Origin of the sequence: Cupriavidus basilensis (genome assembly GCF_029335485.1) — a bacterium.
GTDB lineage: Bacteria > Pseudomonadota > Gammaproteobacteria > Burkholderiales > Burkholderiaceae > Cupriavidus > Cupriavidus basilensis_E.
This window is the reverse complement of the sequence record NZ_JARJLM010000440.1, coordinates 1-17,077: the sequence shown is the minus strand read 5'-3', so window position 1 is coordinate 17,077 and position 17,077 is coordinate 1. Positions and strand designations below refer to the sequence as shown.

Genomic DNA, 17,077 nt, shown 5'->3' with positions numbered 1-17,077 from the left:
CCAGGTGGTGCCGCCCGCAGCGCAGGAACCGGAACGTACATTGGTACGTGAGGATTCCGGGCAGCGGACGGTGCCGCCTGGCGGCCGCGCAGTAGCTTCAACGTCAAGTTTCAGGCGTCGGCTTGTTTGACGGTGCACATCAGCTCAGCTTCGCAAGCCACCTTGCCCTCGACGGTGGCAAATGCCTTGAACTTCCAGATGCCGCGGATATAGCGTTCCACCGATACGTTCATATGCAACTGGTCGCCCGGATACACCACCTGCTTGAAGCGGGCGCCATCAATGCCGACGAAGTAGTACAGCGCGTCTTCCTTGCGCTCCATCTCCGCGCCGAAGGTCAGCAGGCCGGCTGACTGCGCCAGCGCTTCCAGGATCATCACGCCGGGCATCACCGGGTGGCCCGGGAAATGCCCCTGGAAGAACGGTTCGTTCATGGTGACGTTCTTCAGCGTTTTGATGCGTTTTTGCGGCTCCAGTTCAAGCACGCGGTCTACCAGCAGCATTGGATAGCGATGCGGCAGCAGCTTGAGGATCTTGCGGATGTCGATATCGGCTGCGGTCATGATGATTTCTCTTCGGTATGCTGGATAGAATTGCCGGCGCCCTGCCCTTGCAGGCGCTTCTCTAGCTGGATCACGCGTTCGCGCAGCTTGCTGAGCCCGCGCAGGGTGGCCGCGGTACGTTCCCACTCGCCATGCGGCTGGACGGGGAACACGCTGGTGAAATGGCCGCCGGGCTTGGTAATGGATTTGGTAATCGAAGTGCCGCCGGACACCGTGGTCCGATCGGCGATATTCAGGTGGCCGGCGAAGTTGGCCGAACCGCCGATCACGCAGAAACGGCCAATCTTGGTACTGCCGGCAACCGCTGCGCAGCCCGCGATCACAGTATGCGCGCCGACACGTACGTTATGCGCAATCTGCACCTGGTTGTCGAGCTTGCAGCCGTCCTCGACGACGGTATCGGCCATGGCGCCGCGATCGATGGCCGTATTGGCCCCGACTTCGACGTCATTGCCAAGCACGGCGCGGCCAGTCTGCGGAATCTTGACGTATTCCACGCCAGCCGGGCCGATGTCGGGGGCAAAGCCAAAGCCGTCGGCCCCAAGCACCACGCCGCTGTGCAGTATGCATCGCATACCCACCACGCACTGGTGGTAGACCGAGACATTGGCATAGATCAGCGTATCGTCGCCGATCTGCGCCCCGGTGCCGACAAAACCGTTGGCGAGGATGCGCACCCGCTCACCGAGCCGCGCCCCGCTCTCGATCACCACATTGGGGCCGATAAAGCAGGATGCCGGCACCACCGCGTCGGGCGCCACGCTGGCACGCGGGTCGATGCCGGTACGGTGATCGGTATTGGCACGGCGCTCGAAGCCCTGTGCGATACGTGCAAAGCACACGTAGGGATTGCGCGCAACCAGCCAGTTGCGGCCATCGGCATGCCCCTCGGCGCGGATGCGTTCGAGGTCGGCCGCCGACACGATCACGGCGCCGGCGCCGGACGCCAGCGCCTGCGGCAGGTACAGCGGGTTGGAAAGAAACGAGAGCTGGTCGGGGCCGGCCTGGTCGAGCGGCGCGAGGCCGCGCACGGCAAGGTCGGGATCACCCACAACCTGCGCGCCGGTATCGGTGGCGAGCTGACCCAGTGTGGGTGTCTGCATGGCGGTACTTCCTTGGACTGCGAAAACTGGCAGCTTACTTGCTGCCGGCGTTCAGCGACTTCATCACGTCGTCGGTGATGTCGATGCGCGGGTTCACATAGACGGCTTCCTGCACGATCAGGTCGTACTTGCGCTGCTCGGCCAGCTGGCGGATCACGCGGTTGGCACGCTCGAGCACCTGGGCCAGTTCCTCGTTGCGGCGCTGGTTCAGGTCTTCCCGGAACTCGCGCTGCTTGCGCTGGAACTCGCGATCCAGATCGGCCACTTCGCGCTGACGGCGCTGACGGTCGGCGTCGGCCAGCACGGCGGTGTCCTTGTCGAGCTTGTCGGCCATGCCCTTGATTTTCTGGGCCATGTCCTGCAGTTCGCGGTCGCGCTTGGAGAACTCCTGCTCCAGCTTGACCTGCGCCGCCTTGGCCGGCTGCGAGTCACGCAGGATGCGCTCGGAGTTGACCGCGGCAATGCGGGCTTCCTGCGCCATGGCGGGCGCGGCGGCCAACAGTGCGCCCGCGCTCAGCGCGGCGACCGTCAGGCCTTTAATCAGTGGAAACGTTGTTTTCATGAATCCCTTCCTCAATCTTCTCTTCTCTATGCTCTATATCAGAACGCAGTACCGATCTGGAACTGGAAGCGCTGCGTCTTGTCGTCGGTCGCCTTCTTCAGCGGGAAGCCCACGCTGATCTTCAGCGGACCGATCGGCGAGAGCCAGGACATGCCCAGGCCGGTCGAATACTTGAGCTGGCTGAACACGATCGGCGCGCCTTCCTCATACACATTACCAAAGTCGAAGAAGGTGAACAGGCGCAGGGTCCGGTCCACGCCCGAGCCCGGCAGCGGGAAGATGAATTCCACGTTGCCGATCAGCTTCGAGGCGCCACCGACCGGGTTGCCGTTCTGGTCCTTCTTGCCCAGCGTGCTGGTCTGGTAGCCGCGAACCGAGCCGATACCACCTGCGTAGAAGTTCTTGAACACCGGGAACGGGGTGTTGCCATAGCCGTGACCGTAGGCCACTTCACCGTTGAAGGCCAGCGTAAAGGCCTTCGACACCGGGTAGAAGTATTGCTGCTGAACACTGGCGCGATAGTACTGCGTATCGCCGCCGGGCACGCCCACTTCCAGGTTGGCCTGCGTGTAGGGCCCCTTGGTCGGGACCAGCGCGCTGTCGCGGCGGTCGCGGGCCCAGCCGATCGTGAACGGGATGTTATTGATCGGGTCGCCACTCGCCTTGCCGATCTTGCTCAGCCACTGGCCGTACTGCTGCGGCGTGTTCACCGAGGTATAGACCTGGGTGCGCTCGTAGCCGATGCCGAAGAAGACGGTATCGGTTTCGGTGAACGGCACGCCAAACTTGACGTTACCGCCCTCGGAAACGATCTTGTAGTTCTGGTCGCCGGTGTAATACAGCGGCCGCGACGTACGATAGTAAATATCGGTCGAGCGGCTGATGCCGTCCACCGTGAAGTACGGATCGTATTGCGTCAGCGAGATGGTGCGGAAGGACTTCGCGGTGTTGACGTCCAGGCCCAGGCTGGTGCCCGAACCAAACACGTTGTCCTGGCGCAGGCCAGCCTGCAGAACCAGCTTGTCGGTGGACGAGAAGCCCAGGCCCAGGCTGATCTGCCCGGTCGGCTTTTCGGTCACGTTGACATTCACATCGACCTGGTCGGGTGCGCCGGGCACATCCTCGGTGGTGATGTTGGTGTCGGTGAAGTAACCGGTACGGTTGATACGCGCTTGCGATTGCGTCAGCTTTTCACTGTCGAACCACGAGCTTTCCATCTGGCGCATTTCGCGCCGCACGACTTCGTCGCGGGTCTTGCTGTTGCCCACCACGTTGACGCGGCGGACATACACGCGGCGGCCCGGGTCGACCATCAGGGTCAGCGCGACTTCGCGCTTTTCCTTGTCGATCTGCGGCTGCGGATTGATCGCCGTGAACGCGTAGCCATAGGTGCCCAGCAGGTCGGTGATGGCCTTGGTGCTCTGGGTCAGCTTCTCGGACGAGAAGACCTCGCCCTTCTGCAGCTTGAGCAGCTTTTCCATCTCGGCCTGCTTGCCGAGCAGCTCGCCGGCCAGGCGGATATCGGAGACCTTGTACTGATCGCCTTCCTTGATGTTCAGCGTCAGGTAGATATCCTTCTTGTCCGGCGTGATCGACACCTGGGTCGATTCGATGGCGAACTCGAGGTAACCGCGATTCAGGTAGAACGAGCGCAGCGCTTCCAGGTCGGCGGTGAGCTTCTGCTTGGAATACAGGTCGTTCTTGGTGTACCAGGACAGCCAGTTCGGCGTCGACAGCTGCATTTCATCGCGCAGCGTGCTTTCCTTGAACGTCTTGTTGCCGACGATATTGATCTGGCGGATCTTGGCCACCGGGCCTTCGTCGACATTGAACACCACCGACACGCGGTTGCGGTCGACCGGCGTGATCGTGGTCTGGACGTCGGCGGCATAGTAGCCACGCGCCACGTACTGGCGCTTGAGTTCCTGCTCTGCCTTGTCGATCAGCGCCTTGTCGTAGTACCGGGCTTCGGCCACACCTACCGCGCGCAGCGAACGGCGCAGGGTGTCCTTGTCGAATTCCTTGATACCGACGAATTCGAGCTGGGAAATGGCAGGCCGCTCTTCGACCTGGACCACCAGCACGCCATCCTCGGAACGGATCTGGACATCCTTGAAGAAGCCGGTGTTATACAGGGCACGAATGGCGTCGGCCCCCTTGTCGTCGCTGAAGGTCTCGCCGACCTTGACCGGCAGGTAGCCGAACACCGTACCCGGTTCGACACGCTGCAGGCCTTCGACACGAATGTCCTTGACGACGAATGGCTCCGCGGCCCAACTCACTGGGGTCCAGGCCGCGATGATGGCACTCGCCAGCACGCCCAGCGAGATGCGCTTATGTCTGATCAATCTTGATCCCCTCTTTGATTCCATGCAGGATTGGGCTCCGATGCTTCACGGGGCTGCGCCTTGGCCCGGCATCCGGCGCGAGGTGTCGGTGACACCATCCCGCCGCAGCCGACAACATTTCTCTAGCGTCTAGCCGCGCGGAAGGAACAGCCGGCTGACGTCGTTGAACAAGGCGAGCGAAGTCAGGAGCAAGACGCAGGCGATGCCGACCTTCTGCAGCACAGCCTGCCAGTGGTCTGGTACGGGCCTGCCAGTCAAAAATTCAACGCAATAATACAGCAAATGCCCCCCATCCAATACCGGAATAGGTAACAAATTCAACACACCAAGGCTGACACTGACCAGCGCCAGGAAGCCGATGAAGGGCTGCCAGCCCAGGTGCGCGGCGCGCCCCGCGTAGTCCGCCACCGTCAGCGGACCGCTCAGGTTCTGCAGCGACGCCTGCCCCACCAGCATCTTGCCGAGCAGCTTGAGGGAAAGCGCGCTGGTGCTCCAGACCTGCCCGAGCGAGCGCGTCAGCGCCTCGACCGGCTGGTAGCGCACCGTCTCCATCTCGACCGCCTGGCTTAGCGCGGCGCCCAGCTTGCCGGTGCCGGCTGGCGGCGCGCTGGCGCCCTCCGCGCCGGGCACGGTATCGAGCTTGACCGGCACATCCAGGCGCCGGCCGTCACGTTCGATGCCAAGCGTGACCTCGGCGCCGGGCTGCGCCCTGACCGCCCGGATCAGCTCCCCGGCCTGCGTCAGCGGGCGCCCCTGCCAGCTCACCACGCGGTCCCCCGGCCGCAGGCCGGCATGCTGTGCCGCCGACTCCGGCAACACTTCGGTAATGGTGACCGGACCGCCCTTGAGGGCCAGCCCCAGCAGCGCAAGCGGATCCTGTTCGGGATTGCCGCCCGTGTTGGGCAGGTGCGGCAGCCGCACGTCGCGTTCGGCGCCATCGGTGCCGCGCACGCGCAATACCGCGCTGGCGTCGCCGAAACCCTGGGCAAAAATGGCCATGCGCAGGTCGCTCCATGAGCGCACCGGCTCGGTTTCGCCATTGGCCTGGAGTTCGAGAACGCGATCGCCTTCGCGCAAGCCGGCCTGGGCCGCCACGGTGTCCGCGGCTGGCGCCGCCACGATCGGTGCCGCCTCGCGCATGCCACCGGCAAACAACACGAAATACAGCACCACCGCCAGCACGAAGTTGGCCACCGGGCCTGCGGCCACGATCACGAAACGCTTGCCCACCGGCTGCCGGTTGAAGGCGCGCGGCAAGTCCGCGGGATCGATCGGCGCGTCATGCGCCGGGTCGCTTTCGCGCTCGTCCAGCATCTTGACGTAGCCGCCGAGCGGAATCGCGGCAATGGTCCACTCGGTGCGGTCGCGCCCCTTGGATACCCAGCGCAGCAGCGGCCGGCCGAAGCCGATCGAAAAACGCAACACCTTGACCCCGCACAGGCGCGCGGCCAGATAGTGACCCATCTCATGGAAATAGATCAGGATGCACAGGGCAGCGACGAAAGCGATTACGGTTTGCATGGCTGGAGCTTGTCGTCAGGGGCTTGTCGCCCGATGGCACAAAGGACAGGCCGGGTATCGGATCCCGGCAACCGGCGGTCCGGCAGATGCCGGCACGCCGCTATTGTCGCCGATCCCGGCCGCGCCCCCGCCGGCTTCAGCACGAAGCCGCGCTATCCAGCAAGGCGCCGGCACGGCGGCGCGCGTCCCGGTCGGCGGCCAGCACGCCGTCCAGCGTATCGGCGCTGCCTTCCGAGGCCTGCTCCAGCACGCCCGCCACGATGCGCGCGATGTCGGTAAAACGGACCCGGCCTTGCAGGAACGCTTCGACCGCGACCTCGTTGGCGGCGTTCAGGATAGCCGGAGCCACCCCGCCCGCCCGCAAGGCATCGAAGGCAAGGCCCAGGCAGGGAAAGCGTTCCAGGTCCGGCGTCTCGAAGGTAAGCGCGCCGGCGCGCGCCAGGTCCAGCGGCGAGACACCGGCATGGGTACGCTCGGGATACGCCAGCCCGTAGGCAATCGGCGTGCGCATATCGGGATTGCCGAGTTGGGCCAGCACAGAACCGTCGGCATACGCCACCATCGAATGCACGATGCTCTGCGGATGGATCAGCACCTCGATGCGGTCTGCCGGCGCGGCGAACAGCCAGTGCGCCTCGATCACCTCCAGCCCCTTGTTCATCATGGTGGCGGAGTCGACCGAAATCTTCCGGCCCATCACCCAGTTGGGGTGGGCGCAGGCCTCATCGGGCGAAATATCGTGCAGGGTGGCCGGGTCACGGGTCCTGAACGGGCCGCCGGATGCCGTCAGCACGATCTTGGCCACGCCGGCGCGGTAACGCGGATCCTCGGGCGGCAGGCACTGGAAGATGGCATTGTGCTCGCTGTCGATCGGCAGCAGCGTGGCGCCGTGCTCGCGCACGGCATCCATGAAGATGCGGCCCGACATCACCAGCGCTTCCTTGTTGGCCAGCAGCACGCGCTTGCCCGCGCGCGCCGCGGCGAGCGTGGGCCGCAGCCCGGCGGCGCCGACGATCGCGGCCATCACCGAATCGGCAGCGGGATCGACCGCCACCGCTTCCAGTGCGGCCTCCCCGTAGCCGATCTCGGTCTTGACGCCAGCGGCCTTCAGCAAGGCTTCCAGCTCGCCCGCCGCCTCGGCGGTGCCTACCACGGCATGGGCCGGCCGGAACTCGCGGCACAGCGCCGCCAGCTTGTCGACCTGCCGGTGCGCCGTCAGCGCATGGACGGCGTAGCGCCCGGGGTGGCGCTTGACCACATCGAGCGTACTTTCCCCAATCGAGCCGGTGGCACCCAGGACGGTAATACGACGCATATCAGATCAACTCAAAGATAGATGGCCAGCAAGGCGGCCAGCGGAAATACCGGCAGCAACGCATCGATACGATCGAGTACGCCGCCATGGCCGGGCAACAGCCGGCTGCTGTCCTTCATGCCGACCTGCCGCTTGAGCAGCGACTCGAACAGGTCGCCCACCACGCTGGCGATCACCAGCGCGGTGGCCAGCACCGCCACGACCGCCAGGCCATTGTGGTCACCCATGCGGGAGAACCAGGTCGGGGAAAAAGCACGGCTGGCGGCCAGCCCGAGGGCGATCAGCAGGACCAGCAGCCAGCCGCCGATGGCACCTTCCCAGGACTTGCCCGGGCTGATGGCGGGGGCAAGCTTGCGCCGCCCGATGGCCTTGCCGACGAAGTAGGCGCCGATATCGGCCGCCCAGACCAGCACCGCCACCGACAACAGTACACCAATGCCCAGTTCGCGCAGGATCAGGGTGGCGTGACCGAAGGCCGGCAGCATGAACAAGCCGAGAATGGCGCCCAGCAGCGTGAACGCCGGCGTGGCGCGGCGCACGCCCCGCGCCAGCAGCACCAGCGCGACGCCCCAGCAGGCCGCGCCGACCTGCATCAGCAACGTCAGCGCGTGCTGCTGCGGTACCGCATGCCAGGCGATCAGGGCGGCCAGGCAGGCCAGCGCATAGACATATGGCCAGGGCCCGCGCAGCCCGATCAACCGGCCGAACTCCCAGCCGGCCAGGACAACGATGACCGCCACCAGTCCCGCCAGCGCCGACGGCGGCGCCAGGAACAGGATCGGCAGGATCAGCAGCAACAGGCATACGGCGGTAATGACACGGGTAAGAAGCATGCGCTGCGGGGATCCCGGTGAGAAGTGGAAGACGGCTTCAGGCAGTGCCGGAGAGCCCGGACGGCGCCACCACCTGCGCGCTGGTACGGCCAAAACGGCGCTCGCGCTGCCGATAGGAAGCAAACGCCTTGTCGAGTTCGGCGGCGTTGAAATCCGGCCAGAACACCTCGGTGAAATAAAGCTCGGAGTACGCGAGCTGCCACAGCAGGAAATTGCTGATGCGCTGCTCGCCGCCGGTACGGATGAACAGGTCCGGCTCGGGCGCGTAGGCCATGGCCAGGTGCGGGGCGAGCACGGATTCGTCGACCGCTTCGGGGTCGAGCATGGGCGAGCGCGCCAGCATCTTGCGCATGGCCTGCAGCAGGTCCCAGCGGCCGCCGTAGTTGGCTGCGATGGTCACGGTCAGGCCGGTATTGCCGGCGGTGCGGGCCTCGGCATCGGTGATCAGCTGCTGGATGCGCGGACTGAAGCGCGCCAGGTCGCCAACCACCCTGACCCGGATGTTGTTGGCATGCATCTTGATCACCTCGCGGCGCAAGGCGGTCATGAACAGCCGCATCAGGAAGGAAACCTCATCGGCCGGGCGGCGCCAGTTCTCGGAACTGAAGGCGAACAGGGTCAGGTACTGGACACCCCGCGCCGCGCAGGCCTCCACCACCGCCCGGACTGCGTCCAGGCCACGGCTGTGGCCGGCAACGCGCGGCAGGTGCCGCTGGGTCGCCCAGCGGCCGTTGCCATCCATGATGATGGCAACGTGACGGGGCACGTAGGTGGATTCGGGTACGCCGAGCGTGGAACTGATGTGATGCATGATGGGAAACGGTACCGGACACTGCGGCGACTGGCAAGCCGCCGCTCTTTGCGTCACACCGTCATGATCTCCTTGTCCTTCTCAGCAACCATCCTGTCGATCTCGGCAACGAACTTGTCGGTCAGCTTCTGGACGTCGTCCTGGCCGCGGCGCTCGTCATCCTCGGAAATCGCCTTGTCCTTGACCAGCTTCTTGAACTGTTCGTTGGCATCGCGGCGCAGGTTGCGCACGGCGATCTTGGCGCCTTCGGCCTCGCCCTTGACAACCTTTGCCAGCTCCTTGCGGCGCTCCTCGGTCAGCATCGGCATCGGCACGCGGATGATTTCGCCCATGGTCGACGGATTCAGGCCCAGATCCGCATCGCGGATGGCCTTTTCGACCGCGCCGACCATCTTCTTTTCCCACGGCTGCACAGTAATGGTGCGCGCATCGGCCAGGCCGATGTTGGCCACCTGGCTGACCGGTACCGGCGAGCCGTAGTAATCTACCTGGACATGATCGAGCAGACCCGTATGGGCGCGACCAGTGCGAATCTTGGCCAGATCGGCCTTGAACGCTTCAATGGTCTTTTGCATCTTCTGCTCGACGCTCTTCTTGGTGTCGGCGACGCTCATCTTTACCTCCGGAAAACGGGTAATCATGATCCCGGACGCCGGGATCGAAAATGAATCATTCTACTCTTTGCCGGACCACCTGCCACCCTTGCGGGCCGCGTCCCGGCTCCTGGCTCCCGCCCTGGCGAGCCTCGGACCCGCCAGGGCGAACCGGCGCGTGCGCCGGCCTGGCCAGTTACACGTGCACCAGCGTACCTTCGTCCTCGCCCAGGATCACGCGCTTCAGCGCGCTCGGCTTGACGATCGAGAACACCTTGATCGGCAGCTTCTGGTCGCGGCACAGGGCAAACGCGGTGGCATCCATCACCTGCAGGTTGCGCGAGATGGCCTCATCGAAGGAGATGGTGGTGTAACGCGTCGCGCTCGGATCCTTCTTGGGATCGGCGGTATAGACGCCGTCGACCTTGGTCGCCTTGAGCACGATCTCCGCGCCGATTTCCGCGCCGCGCAGGGCGGCTGCGGTGTCGGTGGTGAAGAAAGGATTGCCGGTGCCGGCGGCGAAGATCACCACCTTGCCCTCCTCCAGCTGGCGAATGGCGCGCGGGCGGATGTACGGCTCGACCACCTGGTCCATGCGCAGGGCGGACTGCACCCGGCCTTCAATATTGGCGTGGCGCATCGCATCCTGCAGCGCCAGCGCGTTCATCATGGTGGCCAGCATGCCCATGTAGTCGGCCGTGGCGCGGTCCATGCCCGCTGCCCCGCCGGCCACGCCGCGGAAAATGTTGCCACCACCGATCACCACCGCGACCTGGACGCCGAGCTTCACGATCTCGGCAATGTCGTTGACCATGCCCTCGATGGTGGAGCGGTTGATGCCGAAGGCATCATCGCCCATCAGGGCTTCACCGGACAATTTCAGTAGGACTCGCTTATAAGCTGGCATATTGATCCCCGGGGCTGATTCGAGTTGCTCGTTGGAGCCGGTATTTGGATGCGAGCGGCACGGATCGGCGTGCCGCCGCTGGAAAAGCCGGTTTTCGCTGTGGCCTGTCCCGCACGATGAGGCGCACGGCAGGTCGGACGACTGCGGAAACGGGCTATGATGACCGTGCGGCGCGGGTAAGCGCGGCGCGGTCATTCATTTGTGCCGAGGGGCACCTCCCGGTGCCCCTCGGCATTATACGGCGGCCGGTGTGGCACCCTGCCGGGTGCCCCCTGGTCCGCCCGGACTTCAGGCCTTCTGGGCGGCTGCCACCTGGGCGGCCACTTCGGCGGCGAAGTCGTCCTGCTTCTTCTCGATGCCTTCGCCGACCACGTACAGGGTGAAACCCTTGACCGTGGTGTTGACGGCCTTGAGCATCTGCTCGACGGTCTGCTTGTCGTTCTTCACGAAGCTCTGGTTGAACAGCGATACTTCCTTCAGGTACTTCTGTACCGAACCGTCCACCATCTTGGCGACGATTTCGGCCGGCTTGCCCGATTCGGCAGCCTTCTGCTCGGCGATGCTGCGCTCCTTGGCGATCAGCTCGGCGGGCACGTCGGCAGCCGACAGCGACACCGGCTTCATCGCGGCAACGTGCATGGCCACGTCCTTGGCGGCGGTTTCGTCGCCGTCGAACTCGACCATCACGCCGATGCGGGTGCCGTGCAGGTAGGCAGCCAGCTTGCCGCCGTTCGCGTAGCGCACGAAGCGGCGGATCGCCAGGTTCTCGCCGATCTTGCCGATCAGGGCGGTACGGGTGGCTTCGACGGACACGCCGTCGATTTCCAGCGCCGACAGAGCGGCCACGTCGGCCGGGTTCTGCTTGGCGACCAGTTCGGCGACCTTGGCCGAGAACGCCAGGAAGTCGTCGTTCTTCGACACGAAGTCGGTTTCACAGTTCAGTTCCACCAGCGCGCCGGTGGTGCCGTCGATGTAGGACACCACCACGCCTTCAGCCGTCACGCGCGAAGCGGCCTTGCTGGCCTTGTTGCCCAGCTTGACGCGCAGCAGCTCTTCAGCCTTTTCCAGGTCGCCATCGGCCTCGGTCAGGGCTTTCTTGCACTCCATCATCGGCGCGTCGGTCTTCGCGCGCAGTTCTGCCACCATGCTTGCGGTAATTGCCGCCATTTGTCACTCCTTGAATGGTTCGCACCGGCCTGCCCGCGTGGGTGTGGCGGGCCTGGGGCCGGAGGTATGCTCAACTTCACCCGCGACAGATCATGCCTGCGGCGGATGACAACAATTCAAAAAAAGGGGGCGTAAGATTCGCCCCCTTGTTTGCCGGAACGCCCCGGCTGCGCGCAGTGCCCCGGCCCTGGGGCCGGTTGGCTAGCGGAAATTTGTCAGCTTGCGATGCGCGCGGTGCGGGGTCCTTTCGGCAACAAGCCTTTAGGCTTCTTCGACTTCGACGAAATCGTCGCCGCCGCGAGCGGCTTCAACCACGTCCTGCACGGCGTTTGCACGGCCTTCCAGGATCGCGTCGGCCACGCCGCGCACGTACAGGGCAACCGCCTTGCTCGAGTCGTCGTTGCCGGGGATCACGTAATCGATGCCTTCCGGCGAGTGGTTGGTATCGACCACGCCGATCACGGGCACGCCCAGCTTGTTGGCTTCGGTCACGGCAATCTTGTGGTAGCCGACGTCGACCACGAAGATGGCGTCAGGCACGCCGCCCATGTCCTTGATGCCGCCGATGGACTTTTGCAGCTTGTCCATTTCGCGCTCGAACATCAGGGCTTCCTTCTTGCTCATGGTTTCCAGCGCGCCGGCTTCCTTGGCGGCTTCCATGTCCTTCAGGCGCTTGATCGAGATCTTCACGGTCTTGAAGTTGGTCAGCATGCCGCCGAGCCAGCGGGCGTCGACATAAGGCATGCCGGCACGGCCTGCTTCTTCAGCCAGGATCTCGCGCGATTGGCGCTTGGTGCCCACGAACAGCACGGTGCCGCGGTTTGCTGCCAGTTGACGCACGTACTTCAGCGCGTCCTGGAACATCGGCAACGTCTTTTCGAGGTTGATAATATGGATCTTGTTGCGATGGCCGAAGATGAACGGCGCCATCTTGGGGTTCCAGAAGCGGGTTTGGTGACCGAAGTGGCAACCGGCTTCCAGCATTTCGCGCATGGTAACGGACATGGAATTCTCCAAAAGGGTTAGGTCTGAAGTCCGCCCCGACATTCCTTAAAAGGAACACCCCGGATGGACGGACTCGCGATTTCAAGAATGCGGCCAAACGCACAAGCGCTTGCCCGGGGAAAACCTGACCCGCCCGGTGCCGACAAGGCAGCCAAGAGAAGGCCAGCCCACGATTGTAGCAACAAAACACGCATCCGCTCAAGAGGCTGACTATCATGGGAAGGACAGGCGCCATCATGCCCGTGCCGGCGGAGGCGGCGCACACCGCACCACATGACCTTGACACCCGCATGGACGCGACGCAACCCGGTTTTGACTGCGGCTGAGGCCCGATGGTGCGATAATCCCGCTTTCAGATTCGAATAGAGGCGCAGCCAGTGGCTTCGCCGCCACTTTTTGCGAGCAGCATGAGCATCCATATCAAGAACGCCGACGACATCGCCCAAATGCGGGTAGCTTGCCGGCTGGCCTCCCAGGTTCTCGACTACATCACGCCCTTCGTCAAGCCGGGCATCACTACCGGCGAGCTCGACCGCCTGTGCCACTCCTATATGCGTGACGTGCAAGGCACGGTGCCGGCACCGCTGAATTACGCGCCCCCGGGCTACCCGCCCTTCCCCGGCGCGATCTGCACCTCGGTCAACGATGTGATCTGCCACGGCATCCCGGGCGAGCGCGTGCTCAAGTCCGGCGACGCAGTCAATCTCGACATCACCGTGATCACCAAGGAAGGTTATTACGGCGACACCAGCCGCATGTTCATCGTCGGCGAGGGTTCGATCCTGGCCAAGCGCCTGGCGCAGATCACCTTCGAATGCATGTGGAAGGGCATCGCCCAGGTGCGCCCAGGTGCCCGCCTCGGCGATATCGGCCACGTGATCCAGGTGCACGCGGAAGCCGCCGGCTACAGCGTGGTGCGCGAGTACTGCGGCCATGGCATCGGCAAGAACTTCCACGAAGATCCGCAGATCCTGCATTACGGCCGCCCCGGCACCGGCACGGAGATCCAGGCCGGCATGATCTTCACGATCGAGCCGATGATCAACGCCGGCAAGCGCGACATCCGCACCATGCCCGACCACTGGACGGTCAAGACGCGCGACCGCAGCCTGTCGGCGCAATGGGAGCACACCATCCTGGTCACCGAGACCGGCTACGACGTCCTCACCGTCTCGGAGGGCACGCAGGCGCCCCCGTCCTTCATCACCGATTCTGTCGCAGCCTGACGCTACGGGCGCCATAGTTGGCGCCCTTCTTATTTCAGCCGTCCCATCGATGTCCCACGCCCAAGCCATGGACGCCACGCCGGAAATCATCCTCGCCACCCGAGTACGTGACCAGCTGAAAGCGGACAAGCAATCCCTGTTCGCAGAGTTCAGCGCCCACGGCCATGTCGGCCACCTGCTTACGCGCCTGCGGCGCGCGGTCGATGCCGCGCTGGTCGACGCATGGCGCGGCCTGGGCCTGCCGGCGGCGTGCGCACTGGTGGCCGTGGGCGGCTACGGACGCGGGGAACTGTTCCCGTTTTCCGATGTGGACGTGCTGCTCCTGCTGCCGACGGAGCCCGACCAGGACACCACCGGGCGGCTGGAGAAGTTCATCGGCCTGTGCTGGGACCTTGGGCTTGAAATCGGCTCCGCAGTGCGCACGGTCGACGACTGCATCCGCGAATCGCGCCAGGACGTCACCATCCAGACCTCCCTGCTCGAAGCGCGCCTGCTGACCGGCAACCGCAAGCTGTTTGCCGAACTGCAGACCCGCTACCAGGCCGACCTGGACCCGCGCGCCTTCTTCCAGGCCAAGCTTCTGGAGATGCGCCAGCGCCACGCCAAGTACCAGGACACGCCCTACTCGCTCGAACCGAACAGCAAGGAAAGCCCTGGCGGCCTGCGCGACCTGCAGGTGATCCTGTGGATGACCAAGGCGGCAGGCCTGGGGGACAGCTGGAAGGAACTGTTCGAACGCGGCCTGCTGAGCGAGCGTGAAGCGCAGGAGCTGGCGCGCAACGAGCGCCTGCTCAAGACCATCCGCGCGCGCCTGCATCTGGTGGCCGGACGCCGCCAGGACGTGCTGGTGTTCGACCTGCAAACCGCGCTGGCCGAAGCCTTCGGCTATCGCCAGAACAACAACAAGCGCGCCAGCGAGCAGCTGATGCGCCGCTACTACTGGGCGGCCAAGGCGGTCACGCAGCTCAATATCGTGCTGCTGCTCAATATCGAGGCCATGCTGTTCCCCAGCGAATCCAAGGTGACGCGCGTCATCAACGAGCGCTTCGTGGAACGCCAGGGCATGCTCGAGATCACCAGCGACGATCTCTACGAACGCGAGCCGCACGCCATCCTGGAAACCTTCCTGGTGTACGAGCGCACCCCCGGCGTCAAGGGCCTGTCGCCACGCACGCTGCGCGGCCTGTACAACGCCCGCACGATGATGGACGCCCACTGGCGCAGCGACCCGGAGAACCGCCGCCTGTTCCTCGCCATCGTGCAGGAGCCGCAAGGCATCACGCACGCGCTGCGGCTGATGAACCAGACCAGCGTGCTGGGCCGCTACCTGATCAATTTCCGCCGCATCGTCGGGCAGATGCAGCACGACCTGTTCCACGTCTACACGGTGGACCAGCATATCCTGATGGTGGTGCGCAATATGCGCCGCTTCGCCATCGTCGAGCACACCCACGAGTTCCCCTTCTGCAGCCAGCTGATGGCCACCTTCGACCGCCCCTGGGTGCTGTGGGTGGCGGCGCTGTTCCATGACATCGCCAAGGGCCGCGGCGGCGACCACTCCAAGCTCGGCACCGCCGATGCGCGCCGCTTCTGCAAGCAGCACGGCATTGCCCGCGAGGATACCGACCTGATCGCCTGGCTGGTCGAGCACCACCTGACCATGAGCCATGTGGCGCAGAAGCAGGACCTGACCGATGCGGATGTGGTCCATGCCTTTGCCCGCGTGGTCGGCAACGAGCGCTACCTGACCGCGCTCTACCTGCTGACCGTGGCCGACATCCGCGGCACCAGCCCCAAGGTCTGGAACGCCTGGAAGGGCAAGCTGCTGGAGGACCTCTACCGCATCACGCTGCGCGTGCTGGGCGGCGCCCGCGTTGATCCGCATTCGCTGTGGGCGCAGCGCAAGGACGACACCATCGCCCAGCTGCGGCTCAAGGCATTCGACCCGGAACTGGGCAAGCCGCTGTGGGCCCAGCTCGACGTCGCCTTCTTCCTGCGCCACGATGCGCGCGATATCGCCTGGCTGACGCGCCATCTGTACAACAGGGTGGACAGTCCCACGCCGGTGGTCAAGGCGCGCCTGTCGCCCGCCGGCGAAGGCCTGCAGGTGGCGGTCTACGTCAAGGACCAGTCCGACGTGTTCGCCCGCATCTGCGGCTATTTCGAACGCAAGAGCTTCTCCATCCAGGAAGCCAAGATCCACACCACCCGGCACGGTTACGCGCTCGATACCTTCCAGGTCACCGACCCGAGGATCGGCAGCGATGCCAGCGGCAACTACCGCGACATCATTGCGCTGGTCGAGCACGAACTGGCGGAGCGCCTGCAGCAGCAGGCCGCGCTGCCGGAACCCGCCCAGGGCCGGCTGTCGCGCCAGTCGCGCAGCTTCCCCATCAAACCGCGGGTCGACCTGCGCGCCGACGAGCGCGGGCAGTACTACCTGCTATCGCTCTCGGCCAACGACCGTACCGGCCTGCTGTACGCGATTTCCCGCGTACTGGCCAAACATCGCATCTCGGTGCATACCGCCCGCATCAATACGCTCGGCGAACGGGTGGAAGACGTTTTCCTGGTCGATGGCAGCCGCCTCGCCTCGGATAACAAACTGCAGTTACAGCTTGAACAGGACCTGCTGGCGGCGCTGGCCATCTGAGCCGGACGCCCCACATAGAAGATATGACCGATAGCAATTCGCCCAAGCGCAAGACGCTGGGCATCAAGGCCACGCCCGAGGGCAATGCCCGCAAACCCGCCGCCACCCGGCCGGTGCGGGTATCCGACCTGAACCGCGGCCGCGTGCGCGCCGTGGTCGACGGCATCAAGCAGGCACAGGAACGCGCCGGTGGCGGCGAACGCTCGCGCAAGAAGGCAGATGACGGCGGCCAGCGCCCGCCACGCGGCCCGCGCACCGAAGGCCAGGATCGCCCGCGCCGTTTCGGCCCGGGCGAAGGTCAGGACCGTCCACGCCGCTTTGCCGGCGAAGGCGATGACCGCCCGCGCCGCTTCAACCCGGGCGAAGGTCAGGACCGCCCCCGCCGCTTTGCCGGCGAAGGCGACGAGCGCCCTCGCCGTTTCAACCCTGGCGAAGGCCAGGATCGTCCGCGCCGCTTTGCCGGCGAGGGC

The 17,077-nt window shown here is 64.9% G+C and carries 14 protein-coding genes and 1 pseudogene; 3 read left to right on the top strand and 12 right to left on the bottom strand.

Annotated elements, in window-relative coordinates; translation table 11 throughout:
- Window positions 1-110 precede the first annotated feature (110 nt).
- From fabZ to rpsB, 12 genes are all read right to left on the bottom strand, one after another.
- A complete protein-coding gene (fabZ, locus tag P3W85_RS26545; RefSeq protein WP_017223959.1) occupies window positions 111-563 on the bottom strand; it encodes a 3-hydroxyacyl-ACP dehydratase FabZ in 453 nt (150 codons plus the stop codon).
- The gene (gene lpxD / locus P3W85_RS26540) at window positions 560-1,666 is read right to left on the bottom strand and encodes a UDP-3-O-(3-hydroxymyristoyl)glucosamine N-acyltransferase (RefSeq protein ID WP_017223960.1); all 1,107 of its coding nucleotides are present in this window, start codon (window positions 1,664-1,666) and stop codon (window positions 560-562) included. The genes fabZ and lpxD overlap by 4 nt, the downstream gene beginning before the upstream one ends.
- Before the next feature lie 34 nt (window positions 1,667-1,700).
- On the bottom strand, window positions 1,701-2,228 hold the full coding sequence (locus tag P3W85_RS26535; RefSeq protein ID WP_017223961.1) for an OmpH family outer membrane protein: 528 nt from the start codon (window positions 2,226-2,228) through the stop codon (window positions 1,701-1,703).
- A gap of 38 nt (window positions 2,229-2,266) precedes the next feature.
- Entirely contained in the window at window positions 2,267-4,600 is a 2,334-nt protein-coding gene (bamA, locus tag P3W85_RS26530; RefSeq protein WP_276266945.1) for an outer membrane protein assembly factor BamA, read from the bottom strand.
- Between the two features lie 105 nt (window positions 4,601-4,705).
- The gene (gene rseP, locus P3W85_RS26525) at window positions 4,706-6,097 is read right to left on the bottom strand and encodes an RIP metalloprotease RseP (RefSeq protein WP_276266944.1); all 1,392 of its coding nucleotides are present in this window, start codon (window positions 6,095-6,097) and stop codon (window positions 4,706-4,708) included.
- Window positions 6,098-6,233: 136 nt separating this feature from the next.
- Window positions 6,234-7,412: a 1-deoxy-D-xylulose-5-phosphate reductoisomerase gene (ispC, locus tag P3W85_RS26520; protein ID WP_276266943.1), complete on the bottom strand. Its 1,179-nt coding sequence runs from the start codon at window positions 7,410-7,412 to the stop codon at window positions 6,234-6,236.
- A gap of 11 nt (window positions 7,413-7,423) precedes the next feature.
- Window positions 7,424-8,245 carry a phosphatidate cytidylyltransferase gene (locus P3W85_RS26515; RefSeq protein WP_276266942.1) on the bottom strand — a complete coding sequence of 274 codons (822 nt, stop codon included), beginning with the start codon at window positions 8,243-8,245 and terminating at the stop codon, window positions 7,424-7,426.
- Between the two features lie 37 nt (window positions 8,246-8,282).
- Window positions 8,283-9,056, bottom strand: coding sequence for an isoprenyl transferase (locus tag P3W85_RS26510; protein ID WP_276266953.1), 774 nt, complete (start codon window positions 9,054-9,056; stop codon window positions 8,283-8,285).
- Between the two features lie 53 nt (window positions 9,057-9,109).
- Window positions 9,110-9,670 carry a ribosome recycling factor gene (gene frr, locus P3W85_RS26505; RefSeq protein WP_276266941.1) on the bottom strand — a complete coding sequence of 187 codons (561 nt, stop codon included), beginning with the start codon at window positions 9,668-9,670 and terminating at the stop codon, window positions 9,110-9,112.
- Between the two features lie 175 nt (window positions 9,671-9,845).
- Window positions 9,846-10,556 carry a UMP kinase gene (gene pyrH, locus P3W85_RS26500; RefSeq protein WP_035814253.1) on the bottom strand — a complete coding sequence of 237 codons (711 nt, stop codon included), beginning with the start codon at window positions 10,554-10,556 and terminating at the stop codon, window positions 9,846-9,848.
- Window positions 10,557-10,844: 288 nt separating this feature from the next.
- The gene (gene tsf / locus P3W85_RS26495; protein ID WP_017228766.1) at window positions 10,845-11,723 is read right to left on the bottom strand and encodes a translation elongation factor Ts; all 879 of its coding nucleotides are present in this window, start codon (window positions 11,721-11,723) and stop codon (window positions 10,845-10,847) included.
- A 261-nt stretch (window positions 11,724-11,984) separates the two neighbouring features.
- On the bottom strand, window positions 11,985-12,728 hold the full coding sequence (gene rpsB, locus P3W85_RS26490) for a 30S ribosomal protein S2 (RefSeq protein WP_017228767.1): 744 nt from the start codon (window positions 12,726-12,728) through the stop codon (window positions 11,985-11,987).
- A 407-nt stretch (window positions 12,729-13,135) separates the two neighbouring features.
- On the opposite strand from rpsB, the gene map reads away from it, so the two are divergent.
- The 3 genes and pseudogenes from map to P3W85_RS26475 all read left to right on the top strand — a co-directional run.
- On the top strand, window positions 13,136-13,954 hold the full coding sequence (gene map / locus P3W85_RS26485) for a type I methionyl aminopeptidase (protein WP_276266940.1): 819 nt from the start codon (window positions 13,136-13,138) through the stop codon (window positions 13,952-13,954).
- Between the two features lie 67 nt (window positions 13,955-14,021).
- Window positions 14,022-16,607, top strand: coding sequence for a [protein-PII] uridylyltransferase (locus P3W85_RS26480; RefSeq protein WP_276266952.1), 2,586 nt, complete (start codon window positions 14,022-14,024; stop codon window positions 16,605-16,607).
- Window positions 16,608-16,630: 23 nt separating this feature from the next.
- Window positions 16,631-17,077 (top strand): annotated as a pseudogene (locus tag P3W85_RS26475) (pseudouridine synthase); the annotation flags it as partial.

Bases quoted from the DNA above. Each gene is read 5' to 3' on its own strand.
- fabZ (WP_017223959.1), bottom strand. From the start codon at position 563: ATGACCGCAGCCGATATCGACATCCGCAAGATCCTCAAGCTGCTGCCG.
- lpxD (WP_017223960.1), bottom strand. From the start codon at position 1,666: ATGCAGACACCCACACTGGGTCAGCTCGCCACCGATACCGGCGCGCAG.
- P3W85_RS26535 (WP_017223961.1), bottom strand. From the start codon at position 2,228: ATGAAAACAACGTTTCCACTGATTAAAGGCCTGACGGTCGCCGCGCTG.
- bamA (WP_276266945.1), bottom strand. From the start codon at position 4,600: ATGGAATCAAAGAGGGGATCAAGATTGATCAGACATAAGCGCATCTCG.
- rseP (WP_276266944.1), bottom strand. From the start codon at position 6,097: ATGCAAACCGTAATCGCTTTCGTCGCTGCCCTGTGCATCCTGATCTAT.
- ispC (WP_276266943.1), bottom strand. From the start codon at position 7,412: ATGCGTCGTATTACCGTCCTGGGTGCCACCGGCTCGATTGGGGAAAGT.
- P3W85_RS26515 (WP_276266942.1), bottom strand. From the start codon at position 8,245: ATGCTTCTTACCCGTGTCATTACCGCCGTATGCCTGTTGCTGCTGATC.
- P3W85_RS26510 (WP_276266953.1), bottom strand. From the start codon at position 9,056: ATGCATCACATCAGTTCCACGCTCGGCGTACCCGAATCCACCTACGTG.
- frr (WP_276266941.1), bottom strand. From the start codon at position 9,670: ATGAGCGTCGCCGACACCAAGAAGAGCGTCGAGCAGAAGATGCAAAAG.
- pyrH (WP_035814253.1), bottom strand. From the start codon at position 10,556: ATGCCAGCTTATAAGCGAGTCCTACTGAAATTGTCCGGTGAAGCCCTG.
- tsf (WP_017228766.1), bottom strand. From the start codon at position 11,723: ATGGCGGCAATTACCGCAAGCATGGTGGCAGAACTGCGCGCGAAGACC.
- rpsB (WP_017228767.1), bottom strand. From the start codon at position 12,728: ATGTCCGTTACCATGCGCGAAATGCTGGAAGCCGGTTGCCACTTCGGT.
- map (WP_276266940.1), top strand. From the start codon at position 13,136: ATGAGCATCCATATCAAGAACGCCGACGACATCGCCCAAATGCGGGTA.
- P3W85_RS26480 (WP_276266952.1), top strand. From the start codon at position 14,022: ATGGACGCCACGCCGGAAATCATCCTCGCCACCCGAGTACGTGACCAG.